24 protein-coding genes are annotated in these 18,253 nt (G+C 70.5%); 6 read left to right on the top strand and 18 right to left on the bottom strand.

The window, feature by feature from the left end; genetic code table 11:
• Nucleotides 1–10: 10 nt before the first annotated feature.
• The 6 genes from JJI54_RS02995 to ahcY form a co-directional block, all read right to left on the bottom strand.
• The gene (locus JJI54_RS02995) at nt 11–814 is read right to left on the bottom strand and encodes an undecaprenyl-diphosphate phosphatase (RefSeq protein ID WP_203070774.1); all 804 of its coding nucleotides are present in this window, start codon (nt 812–814) and stop codon (nt 11–13) included.
• Nucleotides 815–872: 58 nt separating this feature from the next.
• Nucleotides 873–1,436, bottom strand: a complete 564-nt coding sequence (locus JJI54_RS02990; protein ID WP_203070771.1) for a histidine phosphatase family protein — start codon at nt 1,434–1,436, stop codon at nt 873–875.
• A 101-nt stretch (nt 1,437–1,537) separates the two neighbouring features.
• Nucleotides 1,538–2,629 (bottom strand): TRAP transporter substrate-binding protein, encoded by a 1,092-nt coding sequence (locus JJI54_RS02985; protein ID WP_203070769.1) that lies wholly within the window; start codon nt 2,627–2,629, stop codon nt 1,538–1,540.
• 111 nt (nt 2,630–2,740) lie between these two features.
• On the bottom strand, nt 2,741–3,160 hold the full coding sequence (locus tag JJI54_RS02980) for a DUF4149 domain-containing protein (protein ID WP_203070767.1): 420 nt from the start codon (nt 3,158–3,160) through the stop codon (nt 2,741–2,743).
• 63 nt (nt 3,161–3,223) lie between these two features.
• Nucleotides 3,224–3,571 (bottom strand): hypothetical protein, encoded by a 348-nt coding sequence (locus JJI54_RS02975; protein ID WP_203070765.1) that lies wholly within the window; start codon nt 3,569–3,571, stop codon nt 3,224–3,226.
• A gap of 118 nt (nt 3,572–3,689) precedes the next feature.
• Nucleotides 3,690–5,093 (bottom strand): adenosylhomocysteinase, encoded by a 1,404-nt coding sequence (gene ahcY / locus JJI54_RS02970; RefSeq protein WP_203070763.1) that lies wholly within the window; start codon nt 5,091–5,093, stop codon nt 3,690–3,692.
• 227 nt (nt 5,094–5,320) lie between these two features.
• Between ahcY and JJI54_RS02965 the strand changes: the two genes are divergently transcribed.
• On the top strand, nt 5,321–6,145 hold the full coding sequence (locus JJI54_RS02965) for a hypothetical protein (RefSeq protein ID WP_203070761.1): 825 nt from the start codon (nt 5,321–5,323) through the stop codon (nt 6,143–6,145).
• A 64-nt stretch (nt 6,146–6,209) separates the two neighbouring features.
• Here the strand turns inward: JJI54_RS02965 and JJI54_RS02960 are convergent, their stop codons facing one another.
• From JJI54_RS02960 to JJI54_RS02945, 4 genes are read right to left on the bottom strand one after another with little or no spacing between them, the layout of a single operon-like run.
• On the bottom strand, nt 6,210–6,947 hold the full coding sequence (locus JJI54_RS02960) for an amino acid ABC transporter ATP-binding protein (RefSeq protein WP_203070759.1): 738 nt from the start codon (nt 6,945–6,947) through the stop codon (nt 6,210–6,212).
• Nucleotides 6,944–7,597, bottom strand: coding sequence for an amino acid ABC transporter permease (locus JJI54_RS02955; RefSeq protein WP_203070756.1), 654 nt, complete (start codon nt 7,595–7,597; stop codon nt 6,944–6,946). Before JJI54_RS02955 ends, JJI54_RS02960 begins: the two co-directional genes overlap by 4 nt.
• A complete protein-coding gene (locus JJI54_RS02950; RefSeq protein WP_226381356.1) occupies nt 7,594–8,208 on the bottom strand; it encodes an amino acid ABC transporter permease in 615 nt (204 codons plus the stop codon). Before JJI54_RS02950 ends, JJI54_RS02955 begins: the two co-directional genes overlap by 4 nt.
• A 2-nt stretch (nt 8,209–8,210) precedes the next feature.
• Nucleotides 8,211–9,053, bottom strand: coding sequence for a transporter substrate-binding domain-containing protein (locus tag JJI54_RS02945; protein WP_226381355.1), 843 nt, complete (start codon nt 9,051–9,053; stop codon nt 8,211–8,213).
• Nucleotides 9,054–9,251: 198 nt separating this feature from the next.
• On the opposite strand from JJI54_RS02945, the gene JJI54_RS02940 reads away from it, so the two are divergent.
• Nucleotides 9,252–10,208, top strand: coding sequence for an isopenicillin N synthase family dioxygenase (locus tag JJI54_RS02940; RefSeq protein ID WP_203070752.1), 957 nt, complete (start codon nt 9,252–9,254; stop codon nt 10,206–10,208).
• Nucleotides 10,205–10,984, top strand: coding sequence for a UTRA domain-containing protein (locus JJI54_RS02935; RefSeq protein ID WP_203070750.1), 780 nt, complete (start codon nt 10,205–10,207; stop codon nt 10,982–10,984). The genes JJI54_RS02940 and JJI54_RS02935 overlap by 4 nt, the downstream gene beginning before the upstream one ends.
• A 59-nt stretch (nt 10,985–11,043) precedes the next feature.
• On the opposite strand, the gene JJI54_RS02930 is transcribed toward JJI54_RS02935, so the two are convergent.
• The 8 genes from JJI54_RS02930 to JJI54_RS02895 all read right to left on the bottom strand — a co-directional run bounded on the left by JJI54_RS02930 (nt 11,044) and on the right by JJI54_RS02895 (nt 16,637).
• Nucleotides 11,044–11,874 (bottom strand): NADPH-dependent oxidoreductase, encoded by an 831-nt coding sequence (locus tag JJI54_RS02930; protein ID WP_203070748.1) that lies wholly within the window; start codon nt 11,872–11,874, stop codon nt 11,044–11,046.
• 137 nt (nt 11,875–12,011) lie between these two features.
• On the bottom strand, nt 12,012–13,952 hold the full coding sequence (acs, locus tag JJI54_RS02925; protein ID WP_203070746.1) for an acetate--CoA ligase: 1,941 nt from the start codon (nt 13,950–13,952) through the stop codon (nt 12,012–12,014).
• 194 nt (nt 13,953–14,146) lie between these two features.
• The gene (locus JJI54_RS02920; protein WP_203070744.1) at nt 14,147–14,449 is read right to left on the bottom strand and encodes a hypothetical protein; all 303 of its coding nucleotides are present in this window, start codon (nt 14,447–14,449) and stop codon (nt 14,147–14,149) included.
• Between the two features lie 97 nt (nt 14,450–14,546).
• Nucleotides 14,547–15,038 carry an RES family NAD+ phosphorylase gene (locus JJI54_RS02915; protein WP_203070742.1) on the bottom strand — a complete coding sequence of 164 codons (492 nt, stop codon included), beginning with the start codon at nt 15,036–15,038 and terminating at the stop codon, nt 14,547–14,549.
• A gap of 7 nt (nt 15,039–15,045) precedes the next feature.
• The gene (locus tag JJI54_RS02910; RefSeq protein WP_203070740.1) at nt 15,046–15,495 is read right to left on the bottom strand and encodes an antitoxin Xre/MbcA/ParS toxin-binding domain-containing protein; all 450 of its coding nucleotides are present in this window, start codon (nt 15,493–15,495) and stop codon (nt 15,046–15,048) included.
• Between the two features lie 58 nt (nt 15,496–15,553).
• Complete coding sequence (locus JJI54_RS02905; RefSeq protein WP_203070738.1) at nt 15,554–15,916, bottom strand: Rieske (2Fe-2S) protein; 363 nt, start codon at nt 15,914–15,916, stop codon at nt 15,554–15,556.
• Complete coding sequence (locus JJI54_RS02900) at nt 15,913–16,347, bottom strand: EVE domain-containing protein (protein WP_203070736.1); 435 nt, start codon at nt 16,345–16,347, stop codon at nt 15,913–15,915. The genes JJI54_RS02905 and JJI54_RS02900 overlap by 4 nt, the downstream gene beginning before the upstream one ends.
• Nucleotides 16,347–16,637 (bottom strand): YciI family protein, encoded by a 291-nt coding sequence (locus JJI54_RS02895; protein ID WP_203070734.1) that lies wholly within the window; start codon nt 16,635–16,637, stop codon nt 16,347–16,349. The genes JJI54_RS02900 and JJI54_RS02895 overlap by 1 nt, the downstream gene beginning before the upstream one ends.
• 242 nt (nt 16,638–16,879) lie before the next feature.
• Here JJI54_RS02895 and JJI54_RS02890 point away from each other — a divergent pair, with 242 nt between their 5' ends.
• Genes JJI54_RS02890 through ccmE form a run of 3 tightly spaced genes read left to right on the top strand, consistent with a single transcriptional unit; the run spans nt 16,880 to nt 18,242 of the window.
• The gene (locus JJI54_RS02890; RefSeq protein ID WP_203070733.1) at nt 16,880–17,560 is read left to right on the top strand and encodes a heme ABC transporter permease; all 681 of its coding nucleotides are present in this window, start codon (nt 16,880–16,882) and stop codon (nt 17,558–17,560) included.
• On the top strand, nt 17,560–17,715 hold the full coding sequence (ccmD, locus tag JJI54_RS02885; RefSeq protein WP_203070731.1) for a heme exporter protein CcmD: 156 nt from the start codon (nt 17,560–17,562) through the stop codon (nt 17,713–17,715). Before JJI54_RS02890 ends, ccmD begins: the two co-directional genes overlap by 1 nt.
• Nucleotides 17,715–18,242, top strand: a complete 528-nt coding sequence (gene ccmE, locus JJI54_RS02880; RefSeq protein ID WP_203072305.1) for a cytochrome c maturation protein CcmE — start codon at nt 17,715–17,717, stop codon at nt 18,240–18,242. The genes ccmD and ccmE overlap by 1 nt, the downstream gene beginning before the upstream one ends.
• Nucleotides 18,243–18,253: the final 11 nt, after the last annotated feature.

Genomic DNA, 18,253 nt, shown 5'->3' with positions numbered 1-18,253 from the left:
TCGCTTAGCGTCAGCGCAACAGAAGAAACGCCAGCATGACGCTGCCCAGCGCGATGCGGTACCAGCCGAAGGGGGTGAAGCCGATGCGGCCGATCACGCCCATCACCCAGCGCACCACCACCAGCGCCACGACGAAGGCGGTGACGAAGCCGACGCCGATCTGCGCGAGGCCGGAGAAGTCGAGCTCCGCCCGCGCCTTGAACAGGCTGTAGGCGGTGGCGGCGACCATGGTCGGGATGGCGAGGACGAAGGAGAATTCCGCCGCCACCTTGCGGTCCACCCCGATCAGCAGCGCGGTGATGATGGTGGCGCCGGAGCGCGAGGTGCCCGGGATCATCGCCAGGGCCTGGCCGAAGCCGATGATCAGCGCCGCCAGCGGGCCGATCTGCGGCACGGAATGGATGGTGGGCGTGTGGCGCAGCCGCTCGATCGCGATGATGGCGATGCCGCCGACGATCAGCGCGAAGCAGACGACCCAGGGGCTGAACAGCAGCCGCGTGATGGTGCCGTGCAGGGTCGCGCCGATGGCGGCGGCCGGCAGGAAGGCCAGCAGCAGGTTGATGGCGTAGAAGCGCTCCGGCCCCGGGCGCCAGGCCTTGGTGACCAGCGACATCAGCGTGGGCCAGAACACCACCACCACGGCCAGGATGGCGCCGAGCTGGATGACGATCTCGAAGGTCTTGCCCGGCGGGCCCTGGAAGCCCAGCAGCTCCCCCAGCAGGATCAGATGGCCGGTGGAGGAGATCGGCAGGAATTCGGTCAGGCCCTCCACGATGCCCATCAGCAGGGCGGAGAACAGGGTGGCGGCATCCATGGGCGCGGGACACTCCGGGCAGGGCGGGCGGTGCAATACAGGCCCGGGCGGCCGCTGGCTATTCCATCTGCAGCCGGCCCAGCAGGCCGAGGCTGCCGCGATCCGCGCGCAGCAGCAGCAATTCGCCGTGCGATGCCTCGATCCCCGTCACCGCCAGGATATTGGCGCGGTGCGTGATCATGATCACGGGCCCCGCGCCCTGCCGGCGCGCGCCTTCCAGGGCGACGACATGCTGGCGCAGCTGTTCGCCGCGGGTGGCGCCCTCCGCCCGGTCCCAGGGGTCCAGCGCCGGATCGGTGACGACGGGGCCGAGGTCGAGCAGCACCGCCGTCTCCCAGGCCGAGCATTGGTGGGAGGTCAGCAGCGTGACGGGCGGCAGCCCCGCGCTGCGCAGCGCGGCGCCCCAGCGGCGCATCTCCTCCCGCCCCATCTCGGTCAGCACCGCGCCGGGATCGCAGCCGGGGACGGGGGGCGTGGCGCCGGGCGGGGCGGGGATGGCCCCGCCATGGCGCATCAGCGCCAGGCCCCTTTCGCGCAGCAGGGAGAGTTCATGATCCGCCCGCGCAGGCGGCACGCCGACCAGGGCCAGCAGCAGCAGCAGCAGAAGACCGATGATCCGCATGGGGCATCCCCATCAAGGCGGTTCGGCCCGGGGGGGCGGTTCGGGGGTAGTCCGGGGGGATCCGGGCCGGGATCCCCCCTTGGCCTGGGCGTGGTGGCGCCTCAGCGCACCGTCTGGGCGGCGCTGAAGGCGAAGTTATCGTAGCTGTTCTCCGCGATCCGGAACCACTGGAACTGTTCGGTCCGGAAGCGATTGTAGCTTTCCATGATGCGGGCGAAGCGGGCGTTCTGGCGGCCGATATCGGCCACCATCTCCTCATTCGCGCGCCAGGCGGCTTCCAGGATCGGGCGCGGCCAGAAGCGCAGCTGGGCGCCGGCGGCGACCAGGCGGCGCAGCGCCTGCGGGTTCAGGTGGTCGTAGCGCGCCACCATGTCGCTGTCGGCCTCGGCGCAGGCGACGTCGAGCGCGTGCTTGTAGAGGTCCGGCAGCGCCGCATAGGCGCGCTGGTTGGAGATGAAGTGCAGCCTGGCACCCGGCTCCCAGAAGCCGGGCGCGTAGTAGAAGCGCGCCACGCGCACGTAGTTGGCGCGCTCGTCGTCATGCGGGCCGACGAATTCGGCGGCATCGATCACGCCGCGCTCCAGCGAGGGGTAGATGTCGGCGGGCGCGATCAGCGTCGGCGCGGCGCCGAGGCGGGTGAAGAGCTGGCCGGCCAGGCCCGTGATGCGGAACTTCAGGCCGCGGAGCTGGTCGACCGAGGTGATCTCGTTCCGGAACCAGCCGCCCATCTGCGCGCCGGTGTCGCCTGCCGTGATGCCGTGGATGTTGTATTCGCGGAACAGCTCCGCCGCCAGCTCGTTGCCGCCGCCATAGCGGAACCAGGCGGTCATCTGCCGGGTGTTCAGGCCGAAGCACATGGCGGTGAAGGGCGCGAAGCCGGGTTCCTTGCCGAGGTAGTAGTAGGCGGCGGTGTGGCCGGCCTCGATCGTGCCGGCCTGGACGGCGTCCAGCACCTGCAGGCCGCCCACGATCTCACCGGCCGGGAAGGGCTGGATGCGGAACCTGCCTTCCGTCAGCTGCGCGACGCGGGCGCAGATGCGGTCGAAGGTGCCGTAGAGCACGTCGAAGACGCGGGGGAAGGAGGAGGCGGCCCGCCAGCGGACTTCCGGCAGGGCCTGGGCGACGGCGGGGGTGGCGATCGCGGCGGCGGGGATGGCGGCGGCGGCGGCGCCCACCATGGAACGGCGGTTCATCGTGATTTCTCCTCCCTCGGGCAGGACGCGGATGGCGGCCATCCGCAACTGGGGCGCACGCTTAATGCATCCCCGGCCCGGCGGAAATAGGCGCCTTTCGCGCCCGATCGTTCACAGGACGAATCCAGCCAGGACCACCCCCGCGACGATCATCTGGAGCAGGTTGGCGGCGACGGAGAGCTTGTGCGCCCGGTCGAAGGCGCGCCCGGCCTCCGCATCGCCGGCCTTGGCGGCATCGGAGAGCAGGTTGATCCGCGGCATCAGCACCTGGCGCAGCCAGAAGGCGAGGCCCGCGATCGCCGCCATCATGCCGGCATCGGGCTTGGAGAGCGGGAACAGCGCCACGCAGGCGGCCGCCGAGGTGGCGAGCACCCAGAGGTAGTAGGGCGGGAAGACCGCGCGGACGAAGCGGGACGCCATCTCGGCGGGCAGCGCCTTGAAGATCATCGGCGCGATGAGGGCGGCGAAGAAGGCCATGCCGCCGAAGAGAAGCGCGGTGGCGAAGAGGGCGAGGGTGGCGAGGATGGACACGCGGGGCTCCGGATCGGTCGCCCCCCATGTCGCCCCGCGCCGCCACGGCGCAAGGCGCCGCCTTCAGTGGCCGCGGGAGACCCTGGCCGCCGGCGCGCCGCGGCCGCCCAGGCGCCGGATGCCGCCGCCGCCGAACAGCAGCGCGGCGCCGAGCGCGAGGAAGCCCGTGCTCCAGAGCAGGACGTCGCGCAGGCTGGTGCCGGTGAGGTGCGGGCCGGCGGGGGGGATGAGGCCGAGGAAGATCGCCATCAGCATCCCGAAGGTGCCGCAGCCAAGCGAGGCGAGCGCCAGCCCATGCGCGAGGGTGGCGAGGAGCGCTGCGGCGCGGGAACGGGTGGTGAGGCTGTTCTCCTGCGCCTGGCGGCCGAGCAGGAACAGGAAGACGGCCGCGATGACGAGCCAGATCCACATGCGGGGCGGTATCCCAGGAAGGCGCGGATCATGCGGTGGCGGGGCCCCGCGGGCAAGGCCCGCCAGCATTCCGGCATGGGCAAGGCCCGTCCCCTGGCGGGGACGGGCCCTTGGGCACTCAGTAGCGGTACTGGTCGGCCTTGAAGGGGCCGCTCTCGGCCACGCCGATATAGGCGGCCTGCTGCGCCGTCATCTTGGTCAGCGTCGCGCCGACCTTGGCGAGGTGCAGGGAGGCGACCTTCTCGTCCAGGTGCTTCGGCAGCACATAGACCTTCTTCTCGTACTTGCCGGGGTTGGTCCACAGCTCGATCTGCGCCAGCGTCTGGTTGGTGAAGGACGCGGACATGACGAAGGAGGGGTGGCCCGTGGCGTTGCCGAGGTTCACCAGGCGGCCTTCGGACAGCAGGATGATGCGCTTGCCCGTGGGGAACTCGATCTCGTCCACCTGGGGCTTCACGTTGTCCCACTTGTAGTTGCGCAGCGCCGCGACCTGGATCTCGCTGTCGAAGTGGCCGATGTTGCAGACGATGGCGCGGTGCTTCATGGCGCGCATGTGGTCGGCGGTGATGACGTCCACATTGCCCGTGGCGGTGACGAAGATGTCGGCCTGCGGGGCGGCCTGCTCCATCGTCACGACCTCATAGCCCTCCATCGCCGCCTGCAGCGCGCAGATCGGATCGACCTCGGAGACCATGACGCGGCAGCCGGCGTTGCGCAGCGAGGCGGCGGAGCCCTTGCCCACGTCGCCGAAGCCGCAGACCATCGCGACCTTGCCGGCCATCATCACGTCCGTGCCGCGGCGGATGGCGTCCACCAGCGATTCACGGCAGCCATAGAGGTTGTCGAACTTCGACTTGGTGACGCTGTCGTTCACGTTGATGGCGGGGAAGAGCAGCTTGCCTTCCTTGGCCATGTTGTAGAGGCGGTGGACGCCCGTCGTCGTCTCCTCCGACACGCCGACGATGTTCTTCGCCAGCTCCGCGAACCAGCCCGGCTTGGTCTTCAGGCAGTCCTTGATGAGGGCGAAGAAGACTTCCTCTTCCTCGTTCGTGGCCTTGTCGAGGAAGGCGACGTCGCCCTGCTCGGCGCGCAGGCCGTAATGGACCAGCAGCGTCATGTCGCCGCCATCGTCCAGCAGGACGTTCGGCGTGCCGCCATCGGCCCATTCCAGGGTGCGCTTCACGTACTGCCAGTATTCCGGCAGCGTCTCACCCTTCACGGCGAAGACCGGCGTGCCGGTGGCGGCGATGGCGGCGGCGGCGTGGTCCTGCGTCGAGAAGATGTTGCAGGAGGACCAGCGGACATCGGCGCCGAGTTCCTTCAGCGTCTCGATCAGCACGGCGGTCTGGATGGTCATGTGCAGGCAGCCGGCGATGCGGGCGCCCTTCAGCACCTTCTTCGGCCCGTATTCCGCGCGCGTCGCCATCAGGCCGGGCATCTCGTCCTCGGCCATGGAGATTTCCTTCCGGCCCCAGCCGGCGAGGGAGATGTCCTTGATGACGTAGTCGGTGGCTTCGGGCATGGGCTTCTCTTCTCGCGACGCGGGTTGTGGGCGGCCCGGTAGCATGGGGCGGCCGGAAAGGCCAGATGGACCCATTACCCATAAGGATATCTTTATGCGGGGTTGCCCTATGCGGGGTTGCCCTGGCCGGGCCACCGTTCGGCGGGCGTGACGGCCGGGCCGGGGCGGGCCTATCCTTCCCGCCAGGCAGGCCGGCAGGGCCGCCATACCCTGGGGAGGGACATGCCATGATCGGTTTCGGACGGGCCTTGGGCGGCCTGATGCTGGGTGCGCTGCTGGCGTTCCCCGCCCTGGCGCAGCAGGCGCCGCGCCCGGCGGTGACGCGGGTGGAGGCGCCGGCTTCCGCCATCTTCATCGGCAACAGCTTCTTCTACTACAACAACGGCATCACCAATCACCTGACGGGCTTCCTGCGGGGGGGCGAGCCGGTGGGGCCGTTCCGCTCCACGCTGGTGGGCATCGGCGGGTCCAACATGCAGTGGCATGACGTGGCCAGCTATTTCCGCCCCGATGCGGTAGCGAGCTATGGCTTCGATGCCCGCAACAACATCGTCTTCCGCGCGCCGGGCAAGCTGTTCGACCTGGCGATCATGATGGATTGCAGCCTCTGCCCCGTGCATCCGCAGCTGGCGCCGGTGTTCGAGGATTATGCGCGGCGCCACAGCGCGACGGTGCGCAGCCATGGGGCGGAGCCGGTCTTCTTCATGTCCTGGGCCTACAAGGACAAGCCGGAGATGATGGCGGGGCTGGCCGCCGCCTATACGGCGGTGGGCAATGCCAACAACGCGCTGGTCATTCCCGCGGGCCTGGCCTTCGAGCGTTCGATCGCGCAGCGCCCGGCGCTCGACCTTTATGTGTCGGACCTGCGGCATCCGTCCCTGGCCGGCACCTACCTGGCCGCTGCCACGACCTATGCCGCGGTGTTCGGCCGCAATCCCGAGGGCAACCGCTACACGGCCGGGCTTGATGCCGACACGGCGGCGCATCTGCAGCGCGTGGCGTGGGAGACGGTGCGCGAGTATCTCGGCACGCAGCGCGCATCGGCGAACTGACGACGGTCCAGGCCCGTCTCGGGCCTGGCGGATGGGGTCCGGGGAAGGCAGCGCCTTCCCCGGCTCACGCGTCCTTCGTCCAGGCCACCCGATCGAGGTAGGTCTTCAGGAACGTCTTCACCCGCGGCTCCCCCCCGCCGCCGAAGACCTCCGCCGGCGGTGCCGCCTGCACCACCACGCCGTGGTCGAGAAATACGACGCGGGTGGAGAGGCTGGCGACGAAGCCCATCTCGTGGCTGACCACCAGCATGGTGACGCCCGACGCCGCCAGCGCCCGGATCACGTCCAGCACTTCCGTCGTCAGTTCCGGGTCGAGTGCCGCGGTCGGTTCGTCGAAGAGCAGCACGCGCGGTTCCATGGCGAGCGTCCGCGCGATGGCGACGCGCTGCTGCTGCCCGCCCGAGAGGGCCGCGGGCTTGCGGCCGCCGAGTGCGCCGAGCCCGACCTTCGTCAGTGCCGCCTCCGCCTTGGCGTCCGCGTCGCGGGCGGGCATGCCGCGGACGAGCTTGAGGGCGAGGGCGACATTGTCCCGCGCCGTCAGGTGCGGCCAGAGGTTGAACTGCTGGAACACCATGCCGATGGCGCCGTCGCCGGGCCTGGCGCTCTTGCCCTCCACCAGCACCTCGCCGCCCGAGATCGGGTCGAGGCCCGCGATGCAGCGGAGCAGGGAGGATTTGCCGGAACCGCTCGGCCCGATGACGCCGATCGCCTCCCCGGGCATGACGTCGAGGCTGATGCGGCGCAGGATTTCCACATCGCCCACGCGGCGCTCCAGCGCGCGGACCTGCAGGACGGGATTCATGCGGCCATCCGGCGTTCGATGCGGCGTTCAAGGCCGCGCGCGGCCCAGGAGGTCGCCTCGGTCAGCGCCCAGTAGACCAGCGCCAAAACCAGCGTCGTCTCGGCGAAGGCGAAGGTGGCGGAGCCGACGCCCTGCACGCGGAAGGTCAGCTCCGGCACCGTGATGATGGACAGCACGGCGGTTTCCTTGATGAGGATGACGGCGAGGTTGACGAGGGAGGGCAGCACGGCCAGCGCCATCACCGGCAGCATGATGCGCAGCACCGTCTGCGGGCGGGACAGGCCAAGCATCCGTGCCGCTTCCAGCTGGCCCTTCGGCACCGCCATGAAGCCGGCGCGGAAGACTTCCGAGAAATAGGCGGCGCCATAGGCCGACAGCGCGACCAGCCCCGCCACGACGGGCGAGAGGTCGATGCCGATGAAGGGCCCGCCGAAATACAGGAGGAAGCACTGGACGAGGAAGGGCGTGCCGCGCACCGCCTCCACCACCGCGGCCAGCGGCCAGGTGAGGGCCACGGGCGCGAAGAAGCGCAGCGCGCCGATCAGGAAGCCCGCCACGATGCCGATGGCGACGCCGCCGAGCCACAGCGCCAGTGTCATCGGCAGGCCGAGCGCGGCGGCGGCGAGACTGTCGATAAGCGCCTGGATCATGCGGGCTTCCCGCGCGCGAGCAGCGTCAGCAGCAGGTTCATCACCAGGTAGATCGCGCCGCACAGCGCATAGGCCGGCAAGGGCTCGAAGGTGGAGGAGGCGATGGCCTGCGCGCTTCGCGTCAACTCCAGGATGCCGACGACGGAGACCAGCGACGAGGCCTTCACGATCAGGATCGCCTCATTGATCACGGCCGGGCGCATGGCCTGGATGGCGATGGGCAGGCGGATGCGGAGCAGGATCTGCCGCGGCGTGAGGCCGAGCAGCCGCGCGGCCTCCAGCCCCCCCTTCGGCACCAGCGCGAAGCCGCCGCGGATGATCTCCGCCATATAGGCCGCGCAGCAGAGGCCGAGCGTCGCCGTCGCGGCGAACCAGGCGGGCAGGTCGATGCCGAGGAAGGGCAGCGCGTAATAGGCCAGCATCAGCTGGATCAGCAGCGGCACGCCGCGGAAGAAGCTGACATAGGTGAGCGCCCAGGCGCGCCGCGCCTCGCACCCCACCGCGATGGGCACGCCAAGGACCAGGCCGAGGGCGATGCCCACGGCCGAGATCCAGACGGTATTGCCCGCCGCCCAGAGCATGGGCGGCAGGGCTTCGGCGATGAAGTCCAACTTTACGCGTTGGCTTCGACGACGCGGGCCGGCACCTCGAAGGATTGCCCGAACCACTTGGTCTGCAGCGCGGCCAGGCGGCCATCGGTGCGCATCGCGTCGATCACGCCATCCACGGCATCCAGCAGCGGCGCCGTGTCGGCATCCTTCCGGCCAAGATAGCCGAAATAGACCTTGGCGCCGAAGGGCGGGTTCACCACGGCGAAGACGCCGCGGCGCTGCTGCGCGACATAGGCGATGTTGGGCAGCGAATTGGCCACCGCCACGATGCGGCCCGCGGCGAGGTCCGCATAGGTCTCGCTGAAGGACTGGTATTCGCGGATCTGGACGTTGAGGTTGTTGGCCGCGATGAAGTTCTGCAGCTGCGTCAGCTGCGCCGTCGCCTGCGCGGAGCCGACGATCTTGCCGTTGATGTCCTCCGGCTTCTGGATGCTGGCATCGTTCGCCCGCTTCAGCAGGGCCACGGTGGCATCGGCGATGGGGGCGGTGAAGCGGTAGCGCTCCATCCGCGCGCGGGTGATGGTGGCGGGGCCCGCGACCAGGTCGAAGCGCCCGGCTTCGAGGCCCGGCAGCACGCCCGGCCAGGGCAGGTCCTGGAAGCGGATGCGCAGGTTCAGCGCGCGGCCGACCTCGGCAAACAGCTCGCTGTTCATGCCGACCTGGCGGCCGCCCTCGGTGAAGTCGAAGGGGGCGAAGTGCAGCTCGGTGGCGATCGTCAGTTCACCCGCCCGGCGCGCCTTCTCCAGGTTGTTCGCGTGGGCGAAGCGGGGCGCGAGCATGGGGGCGAACAGCGCGGCAGCCGCGCTGATGCCCGCCTGGCGGCGGGTCAGGGTGAAGGCAGTCATCATCGTCTCCTGGGCCATTCGGCCGCCTGTGAATACCGTCCGGGCCGTGCCGGCGTCTTCCCCGTTCGTCTGCGTCACGCCCCGTCTGCGCGGGGCTGGTTGCAGCCCCGTCTGCACGGGGCTGCTTGACATGACAGGTCATGACCGTAGGGTCGCCTTCCCTGCGTATCAAGCCCAACCTTGGCGGGAGCTTGCACCATGACGCACCAGCTTGGAAACAGCAGCCTTCCGGTCATCGACCTGACGCCGCTCGACAGCGCGGGCGGGGAGGCGGCGGTGGCCGCCGCCATCAACGCCGCCTGCACGGGCCCGGGCTTCTTCTACGTGCGCAACCACGGCGTGCCGGAGGCAACGATCGCCGCCGCCATGGCCGCCGCGCGCCGCTTCTTCCTGCTGCCGCAGGAGGTGAAGATGCGCACCAAGGCGAACCTGATCCATCGCGGCTGGCACGCCGCCGGCGGCGCCGTCATGGAAGGCGCGAAGAAGCCCGACCTGAAGGAGTTCTTCTCCATCGGGCTCGACCTGCCGGCCGACCACCCGACCGTCCTGGCCGGGGAGAAGCTGCGCGGCCCCAACAACTGGCCGGCCGAGGTGCCTGAACTGGCCCCGGCCATGGAAGCCTATTTCGACGCCATCGGCGCCTGCGGGGCGAAGCTGCTGCGCGCCGTCGCCTTGAGCCTCGGGCTCGACCGCGACTTCTTCGCGCCGCACTACAAGACCCCGCTGCAGCGGACCCAGGCGATCTTCTACCCGCCGCAGGCACCGGACGACACGGATGGCTTCGGCGTCGCGCCCCACACCGATTTCGGCTGCATCACCCTGCTCTGGCAGGATGACAGCGGGGGCCTCGAGGTGCGGGAACGCCAGACCGGCGCCTGGATTCCCGCCCCGCCCCTGCCGGGCACGCTGGTGGTGAATGTCGGCGACCTGCTCGGCCGCTGGAGCAATGACCGCTTCGCCAGCACGCCGCACCGCGTGGTGAACCGCAGCGGCCACGAACGCATGTCCATCGCCACCTTCTACGACCCCGATTTCTCGGCGCCCGTCGATCCGCGCGCATTGGGCGCGACCGACCCGCACTATCCGCCGACGACCTGCGGGGAACACATCCTCGGCCGCTTCGCCCAGGCCTTCGCCTACCGCAAGCAGGCATGAATGATGCGCAGCCGCGCCACGCGGCGGAGCCGCAGCCGCGCCATGCGGCGGAGCCGCAGCCGCGCCATGCGGCGGAGCCGCAGCCACGATACGCGGCGGTGAAGGACTACGTCCGGCGACGCATCCTCAACGGGGAATGGCCGCCGGACACGAAGATCCCGTCGGAGAACGCGCTGGGGCCGGAACTCGGCGTCAGCCGCATCACGGTGAACCGCGCCTTCGCGGAACTCGCCCAGGAAGGGCTGCTGCGGAAGGTGCAGGGGGTAGGCACCTTCGTCGCCCGCGCCCGGCCGCGCTTCGGGCTGATGACCATCCACGACATCGCCGACGAGATCGCCGCCCGCGGCATGGCCTGGACCTGCCGCGTGCTGCGCCTCGGCATCTCGCCCGCGCCGCCGGAAGCGGCCGCGGCGCTGCTGCTGCCGCCAGGCGCGCCCATGCCGCACAGCGCCATCCTCCACCTCGGCGACGGGGCGCCGATCCAGCAGGAGGAACGCTGGCTCCGCCCGGGCTACGCGCCCGGCTACCTCGATCGCGACTACACGACGGAAACGACCTTCGCCCACCTGATCCGTGCGGGGAACGCGACGGCCATGGAGCAATCCATCACGGCCATCCTGCCCGACCCGGGGCTCGCGAAGCTGCTGGCGGTGAAACGGGACCAGCCTTGCCTGGTGATCCAGCGCACGACCTTCACGGAAGGACAGGCGATGACGTTTTCGCGGCTGGTGCAGCCGGCGAACCGGTTCGAGATCGCGGGAAGGGCGACACTGTGAACGCAGGGGGCTCTGCCCCCTGCACCCCCGCCAGGGTCCAGCGGGACCCTGGACCGCGGTTACTTCAATCCAAAACCCAACGCCGTGAGCGCCTCGCGCATGCGGTCGCGGCCGGACAGGGCGGCGGCGGTGCCGACGCGGCTTATCATGCGCTGCGTCCAGTCCTGCTTGCCCATGCCGACCGCCTGCGAGAAATCGCCGAGCGCCTTGTCATAGCCCGCGATCGCCGCGCTCTCATCCGCAATCCCATACTGCTCCCGATGCAGCACCAGGGATTGCGGCAGGCGCGGCTTGACGGCGCCCGGCACGGCGGGGTCCGGATGGCCGACCGCGAGTCCGAAGGCGGCGAAGGCATTCGGCGGCAGGGCCAGCTCCGCCGCTACCTTCTCCGGATGATGCCGCAGCGCGCCGACATAGACGGTGCCAAGCCCGAGGCTCTCCGCCGCCACCACGCAGTTCTGCGCGGCCAGCGCGGCATCGACCAGCGCCACCATGAAGCTCTCGAGGTAGTCGAGACCCTCCAGCCTGCGCTGATGCGCCTCCCCCAGCCGCGTCAGGCGCGAGAGGTCCGCGACCCAGCACAGGAACAGCGGCGCCTGGCGGATGAAGCGCTGGCTGTTGGATAGGTCCGCGAGCCGCCCCTTCCGATCGGGATCCTGCACCGCGACCACCGACCAAGCCTGGAGATTCGAGGAAGTCGGCGCCGATTGCGCCGCGGCGACCAGCGTCTCCAGCACCCCCGGCGCCAGCGCATCGGGCAGATAGGCGCGGACGGAGCGGTGGCCGAGCATCGTCTCCAGCACCGCATTCACCGGCGGCTCCACCGCCGGGGCGGCGCCGCCATAGCGGGACTGGAAATCGGCGGGGAGGGGCGAAGGCTGCTGGTCCATGGGGAGGCTCCTGTGTTGCGCACAGGTATCCATGGCGAGGGGCGGGACGCTACCCCCCTCGCCCGCGTCTGCCGACGGTCCAGGGGCGTCTCGCCCCTGGCGGTAGGGGTCCGGGGAAGGCAGCGCCTTCCCCGGAATCACCCAACCCGGTTGTCGACGAGTTCCTGCACCACCGCCGGGTCCGCCAGGGTGGACGTATCCCCCAGCGCATCCGTCTCATTCGCCGCGATCTTGCGGAGGATGCGGCGCATGATCTTGCCCGACCGCGTCTTGGGCAGGCCTGGCGCCCATTGGATGGCGTCGGGGCTGGCGATGGGGCCGATCTCCTTGCGGACCCAGGCGACGAGTTCCTTCCGCAGCGCCTCGGTCGGCTCCTCGCCGGCCTTCAGCGTGACATAGGCGTAGATGCCCTGGCCCTTGATCTCATGCGGCATGCCGACGACCGCGGCCTCCGCCACCTTGGGATGGGCGACCAGCGCGCTCTCGATCTCGGCCGTGCCCATGCGGTGGCCGGCGACGTTGATGACGTCATCCACCCGTCCCGTGATCCAGTAGTAGCCATCGGCATCGCGCCGCGCGCCGTCGCCGGTGAAGTAGGTGCCCTTGAAGGTGGAGAAGTAGGTCTGCTGGAAGCGCTCATGGTCGCCATAGACCGTGCGCATCTGGCCGGGCCAGCTATCCAGCAGCACCAGGTTGCCCTCGGTCGCGCCTTCCAGCGGGTTGCCGTCATTGTCCACCAGCGCGGGCTTCACGCCGGGCAGCGGCAGCGTCGCGGAGCCCGGCTTCTGCGCGACGGCGCCGGGCAGGGGCGAGATCAGGATGCCGCCCGTTTCCGTCTGCCACCAGGTATCGACGATCGGGCAGCGTTCGTCGCCCACGTTGCGATAGTACCAGAGCCAGGCTTCGGGATTGATCGGCTCGCCCACGGAACCGAGGATGCGCAGGGATGCGCGGCTGGTCTTCTTCACCGGCGCCTCGCCGTCGCGCATCAGGGCGCGGATCGCGGTCGGCGCGGTGTAGAAGATGTTGACCTGGTGCTTGTCGATCACCTCCCAGAAGCGGGAGACAGTGGGGTAGTTGGGCACGCCCTCGAACATCAGCGTGGTCGCGCCATTCGCGAGCGGGCCATAGACGATGTAGGTGTGGCCCGTGACCCAGCCGACATCGGCCGTGCACCAGTAGATCTCGCCGTCGCGGTAGTCGAAGACGTTCTGGTGCGTGAAGGACGCCCAGACGAGGTAGCCGCCCGTCGTGTGCAGCACGCCCTTCGGCTTGCCCGTCGAACCGCTGGTATAGAGGATGAAGAGCGGATCCTCCGCGCCCATCGGCTCCGGCGCCGCGGTGGTCGGCTGGCTGTCGCAGGCCTCGTGCCACCAGACGTCGCGGCCTTCCTGCATGGCGACGTTGCCGCCGGTGTTCTTGGCGACGATGACGTGCCGGATGGAGGGGCAGGTCTTCAGCGCCTCATCCGCATTCACCTTCAGCGGCACCTTGCGGCCGCCGCGCCGGCCCTCATCGGCCGTCAGCAGCACCGTGCATTCGCTGTCCTGGATGCGGGATGCCAGGCTGTCGGGGGAGAAGCCGCCGAAGACGATGGAGTGGACGGCGCCGATGCGGGCGCAGGCCAGCATGGCGACCGCGGCCTCCACGATCATCGGCAGGTAGATGCAGACGCGGTCGCCCTTCTTCACGCCCATGCCGCGCATCGCGTTGGCCAGCTGGCAGACGCGGGCGTGCAGCTCCTTGTAGGTGACCTTGGCATCGGCCTTGGGGTCGTCGCCTTCCCAGATGATCGCCACCTGGTCGCCCCGCGTGGCCAGGTGCCGGTCGAGGCAGGATTCCGTCACGTTGAGGACGCCGTCCTCGAACCACTTGATGGAGACCTTGCCGGAGGTCCCGCCGAAATCGACGTTCTTGATGATCGTCGGCGGCTTCATCCAGGCGACGCGCTTGGATTCCGCGGCCCAGAAGGCGTCGGGGTCGGCCGAGGCGGCGTCGTACATCGCCTTGTACCTGGCCGCGTCCACATGGGCGCGCGCGGCGATCTCGGGCTTCACGGCGATCAATGCATCAGACATGGGCGTCCCCAAACCTTGTTCCGGCCTTGCGGCGGGTTCCTAGCGGCCGAATGGGCCACGCCCCTTGATATGCGTCAACCGGCGCTGCGGTGCAGCGGAAATCGGTAACGAATGGGACGGAAAACGGAAAGGACCGCCGCCCCCGAGGGGGACGGCGGCCGAGTTGGGGAGAGAGGGAAGCGGTAATCCGGCTGTCAGTTCGTCGCGCGCGGCGCCTGCGGGGCGGCGGGCGTGGCCGGGCGGGCGGGCTGGGCCTGCTGGCCCTGCGTGGCGGGGCGCGCCGCGGGGGTGGTGGCCTGCACGCTGCCGCCCGGGTTCGCCGGCGTCGCCGCCTGCGCGGGGCGCTGCGCCGGCGCGGCGGGCGCCACCGCGGCGGGGCGGGTGGAGGTCACGGGGGCGGTGGAGGTGACGCTGCCGCTCGTGCCTTGGGCGAAGGCGGGGACCGCGCCGATCAGGATCAGCGTGGCGGCGAGGGGCAGGCGGGAGAGGGAACGCATCGGATCCATCCTTCAGGTTGCGCCGTGATGTCTGGCGCAGGACGGAGGATGGGCATGCCCCGTGTCGGCCCTTGGGCGCGCCCAAGGTGTTTTCAGGTCAGGCGCGGCGGCCGCGTGGCGATGGCGGCGGAACGGTGGCGGGGGCGGGAATCCCGAACAGGCGCGGGTCCCAGTCCAGCGGTCCCACCGGGCCGGGGACGATCCGCGCGGCATCGGGATGGGCGGGGTTGATGACGATGTTGGCCTCCCGCGGTACCAGGGCGGAGGGCACGCGCAGCAGCGCTGTGCGCGCCCGCGCCAGCCAGGCGGCGCCGGCGGCCACGGCCTCCGGGCTGCCGGGGCTGCGCCAGCCGGTCGGCGGCGCGGCGCAGAGATCCTCCATCGCCAGGTCGTCCGGCACCTCCGCTTCCACCAGCAGCGTGCCGCCGAGGTTCCGGCGCTGCGCGAGCCGTTCCAGCATGGCGAGCGACAGCGTCGCGGCGGCATAGATCACCGGCCGGCCCGGCGGGTTCCAGCGGCCGCCATGCAGCGCGGCGCCCAGCCCATCCCAGACAGGGTGCTGCGCGGTGCCGAGGCGATAGACCTTCACGCGGGTGCTACGCCGGCAGCCCGTATTCGATGTTGACCAGCATGCGCTCCACCTGCCGCGCGCCGAGATCCGTCGCCGCGACCTCGATCGGCGGGCGGTTGCCGAGCAGGGGGTGGGGCTCCGTCAGCCAGGCCTTGGCCTCCGCCGCCTCCCCCAGCGCCTGGGTGGCCAGCGCGGCGACGCGGGCGAGGCGCTCGGCCCGCTCGCTGGCCGCGGCGGAAAGCCGGGGGCTGCGCTTGAGCGTGGCGGGGGAGGCGACAAGCGCCTCCACCTGGCGCCGCAACGTGGAGCCCCTGTCCCCGCCCGGCACCACGGCGCTGGCCAGCGCACGCACCACGCCGCGCGGGAATCCCTGCTCCACCGCCTCCGTCAGTTCCCCGAGTGACCGCACCTCGGTGCGCAGCGTGCGGCTGCCGCCCAGCGCGGCGGCGACCTTGGCGACCTCGACGGGATACATGGCGGGCGGGGCTCCGGGATCAGCCGAGCCCATCATATGGGATCAGGCGAGCCGAACGCTACAGCCCCGCCTCCGCCGGCACGATCACCCGGCCTTCCCCGTCGATCCGCACCGGCACGGCCTCCAGGCTCTCCCCGTAGCAGGGGCCGGAGAAGCATTCGCCATCCTCGATCCGGAAGCGCGCGCCATGGGCGGAGCAGACGATGTGGGCCCGCTTCGCGTCCAGGAAGCGGTGCGGCGCGGGGTCCAGCGGCAGGCCGACATGCGGGCAGGAATTCACATAGACCAGCACCGCGGCGCCCCGCCGGATCGCGAAGAGACCCGTGAAGGCCCCCGGCGCGGGCGCGAAGCCGCGGCTTTCGCCATCCGGGATGTCCTCCACCCGGCAGAGCACGCGTTCGGACGCCGAAACCTCGCTCACGCCTTGATCCCGCCCATCTTGCACAGCGTCTTCCAGTGCTCCGGCGTGATGGGCATGACGGAAAGGCGGGACATGCGGATCAGCGCGATCTCGGCCAGCGCCGGCTCCGCCTTGATCGCCGCCAGCGTCACGGGCGTCTTGAGCGGCATCAGCGCCTTCATGTCCACGCAGACCCATTCGCCCTTCGGGTCGTCGGGGGCGACGGTCGGGTCGGGATAGGCCTCCCGCACCACCTCCACCACGCCCACGATCTCCTTCCCGATGTTGGAATGGTAGAAGAAGGCCCGGTCGCCCTTCTTCATGGCCTTGAGATTCGCCTTGGCCATGTGGTTGCGCACGCCGGTCCAGGGCTCGACCCCGTTGGCGACCTGCTGGTCCCAGGAGAAGGCGTCAGGCTCCGACTTCACGAGCCAATGGGACCGGCCGCTCATCAGGCCGCGACCCCGTCCTTGAAGACGGTGCGGAAGGGGCGGATGACCACGCTCTCGAACAGCCCCGCCTTGGCATAGGGGTCGCCGGCGGCGAAGGCTTCCGCCGCCGCGCGGTCGGCCACATCCACCACCAGCAGGCTGCCGCAGGGCTTGCCCTCGGGATCCAGCACGGGCCCCACCAGCACGAAGCTGGCGGCGTGCTGCTTCAAGTATTCCAGATGGGCGGGACGGGTTTCCATCCGCAGCGCGAGCGAGGCCGGCTTGTCGGTGCAGGAGATGGCGAAAAGCATGGGCGGGATGGTCCTTCGGGACGCTGCGGGCACGAAAGGGACGTAACGCCCCCGGGCCCCGGCTTCAATCCGGCGCGAAGCACCCCTAGTCTAAGGGCGTGGACGCCAGACCCCTTTCGCCGCCCGCGGGGCCAACCCCGCCGGGCGCGCCCCGTAACGACCCCCCCGCGACCGCGGGCGGGGCACGGTCGCTGCATCGCTTCGCCAACCCCGGCCGCTTCCTGCGGCTGACGGATGCGCTGATGCCCTGGCTCTGGGCCGCCGCCATCCTGGTGACCGGGATCGGCGCCGTCTGGGCCCTGTTCCTCTCCCCCGCCGATTGGCAGCAGGGGGAGACGGTGCGGATCATGCACGTCCATGTGCCGATGGCTTGGCTGGCCATGGGCGGCTACACGGGGCTCGGGATCCTCTCCATCATGTCGCTGATCTGGCGGCATCCGCTGGCCGACCTCACGGCGCGGGAATTGTCGCCGGTCGGCGCCGCCGTCACCGCGCTCTGCCTGGCCACCGGCAGCCTCTGGGGCAAGCCGATGTGGGGCACCTGGTGGGTCTGGGATGCGCGGCTGACCAGCGTGCTGGTGCTGTTCTTCCTCTGGCTCGGCCACGCCGCGCTGGTCCGCGCCTTCGACGACATGGAGCGTGGCGCGCGCGCCGGCGCCATCCTGGCGCTGGTCGGCCTGGTGAACGTGCCGATCGTGAAGTTCTCCGTCGATTGGTGGAACACGCTGCACCAGCCCGCCTCCGTCACCCGCATCGACGCGCCAGGCATGCATGTGGACCTGCTCTACCCGCTGCTGGTCAACGCGCTGGGCTTCACGCTGCTCTTCGCCGCGGTGGTGCTGGCGCGCACCCGCAGCGCCGTGATGGAACGCCGCGTGCGCGCCCTGCAGACGGCCCGCGCCCGGCGGGCGGAGGCCGCGTGATGACCACGCATTGGATCCACGTCACCGCCTCCTGGGGCGTCACGCTCGCCACCTTCGCGGGGCTGGCCGTGGCGGCGGTGCTGCGCCACCGGGCGGCGGCCGCCACCCTGAAACGCCTTGACCCGCGCGGGGATTCCCGCGGGAGGGATGCATGATGACGCGCAAGAAGCGCCGGATGTGGATCCTGCTGCTCTGTGCGCTGGGGCTGGGCAGCGCGACGGCGCTGACGCTGACGGCCTTCCAGGACAACCTCGTCTTCTTCCGATCGCCCTCCGACATCATGGCGGAACGCCCGGGCCCCGACCGCGCCTTCCGCCTGGGCGGGCTGGTCGAGGCCGGCAGCGTGGAGCGGGAGCCCGCGGTCAGCGGCCAGCGGCCCACCGTGCGCTTCCGCGTGACGGATGGCGCGCATGCCATCGCCGTCACCTACCAGGGCGTGCTGCCGGACCTGTTCCGCGAAGGCCAGGGCGTGGTGACGATGGGGCGCCTCGGCGTCGATGGCACCTTCCGCGCTAGCGAGGTGCTGGCCCGCCATGACGAGACCTACATGCCGCCCGAGGTGGCGGATGCGCTGAAGCGGTCCGGCCACTGGAACCCCGCGCAGGGCGCGGCACCGCCGCCCGCCACCTGGAACACGCTGGACCCCGCGCGGCCTGCCGCGGCGGGGAGGACCGGATCATGATGACTGACGTC

Origin of the sequence: Falsiroseomonas ponticola (genome assembly GCF_016805305.1) — a bacterium.
Taxonomy (GTDB): Bacteria; Pseudomonadota; Alphaproteobacteria; order Acetobacterales; family Acetobacteraceae; genus Falsiroseomonas; species Falsiroseomonas ponticola.
This window is presented reverse-complemented; position numbering and strand designations above follow the sequence as displayed.

Bases quoted from the DNA above. Each gene is read 5' to 3' on its own strand.
- JJI54_RS02945 (WP_226381355.1), bottom strand. From the start codon at position 9,053: ATGACTGCCTTCACCCTGACCCGCCGCCAGGCGGGCATCAGCGCGGCT.
- JJI54_RS02955 (WP_203070756.1), bottom strand. From the start codon at position 7,597: ATGATCCAGGCGCTTATCGACAGTCTCGCCGCCGCCGCGCTCGGCCTG.
- ccmE (WP_203072305.1), top strand. From the start codon at position 17,715: ATGACGCGCAAGAAGCGCCGGATGTGGATCCTGCTGCTCTGTGCGCTG.
- acs (WP_203070746.1), bottom strand. From the start codon at position 13,952: ATGTCTGATGCATTGATCGCCGTGAAGCCCGAGATCGCCGCGCGCGCC.
- ahcY (WP_203070763.1), bottom strand. From the start codon at position 5,093: ATGCCCGAAGCCACCGACTACGTCATCAAGGACATCTCCCTCGCCGGC.
- JJI54_RS02930 (WP_203070748.1), bottom strand. From the start codon at position 11,874: ATGGACCAGCAGCCTTCGCCCCTCCCCGCCGATTTCCAGTCCCGCTAT.
- JJI54_RS02975 (WP_203070765.1), bottom strand. From the start codon at position 3,571: ATGTGGATCTGGCTCGTCATCGCGGCCGTCTTCCTGTTCCTGCTCGGC.
- JJI54_RS02995 (WP_203070774.1), bottom strand. From the start codon at position 814: ATGGATGCCGCCACCCTGTTCTCCGCCCTGCTGATGGGCATCGTGGAG.
- JJI54_RS02895 (WP_203070734.1), bottom strand. From the start codon at position 16,637: ATGCTTTTCGCCATCTCCTGCACCGACAAGCCGGCCTCGCTCGCGCTG.
- JJI54_RS02890 (WP_203070733.1), top strand. From the start codon at position 16,880: ATGCCCTGGCTCTGGGCCGCCGCCATCCTGGTGACCGGGATCGGCGCC.
- JJI54_RS02935 (WP_203070750.1), top strand. From the start codon at position 10,205: ATGAATGATGCGCAGCCGCGCCACGCGGCGGAGCCGCAGCCGCGCCAT.
- JJI54_RS02960 (WP_203070759.1), bottom strand. From the start codon at position 6,947: ATGAATCCCGTCCTGCAGGTCCGCGCGCTGGAGCGCCGCGTGGGCGAT.
- ccmD (WP_203070731.1), top strand. From the start codon at position 17,560: ATGACCACGCATTGGATCCACGTCACCGCCTCCTGGGGCGTCACGCTC.
- JJI54_RS02920 (WP_203070744.1), bottom strand. From the start codon at position 14,449: ATGCGTTCCCTCTCCCGCCTGCCCCTCGCCGCCACGCTGATCCTGATC.
- JJI54_RS02990 (WP_203070771.1), bottom strand. From the start codon at position 1,436: ATGCGGATCATCGGTCTTCTGCTGCTGCTGCTGCTGGCCCTGGTCGGC.
- JJI54_RS02985 (WP_203070769.1), bottom strand. From the start codon at position 2,629: ATGAACCGCCGTTCCATGGTGGGCGCCGCCGCCGCCGCCATCCCCGCC.
- JJI54_RS02940 (WP_203070752.1), top strand. From the start codon at position 9,252: ATGACGCACCAGCTTGGAAACAGCAGCCTTCCGGTCATCGACCTGACG.
- JJI54_RS02900 (WP_203070736.1), bottom strand. From the start codon at position 16,347: ATGAGCGGCCGGTCCCATTGGCTCGTGAAGTCGGAGCCTGACGCCTTC.
- JJI54_RS02910 (WP_203070740.1), bottom strand. From the start codon at position 15,495: ATGTATCCCGTCGAGGTCGCCAAGGTCGCCGCCGCGCTGGGCGGCAGC.
- JJI54_RS02965 (WP_203070761.1), top strand. From the start codon at position 5,321: ATGATCGGTTTCGGACGGGCCTTGGGCGGCCTGATGCTGGGTGCGCTG.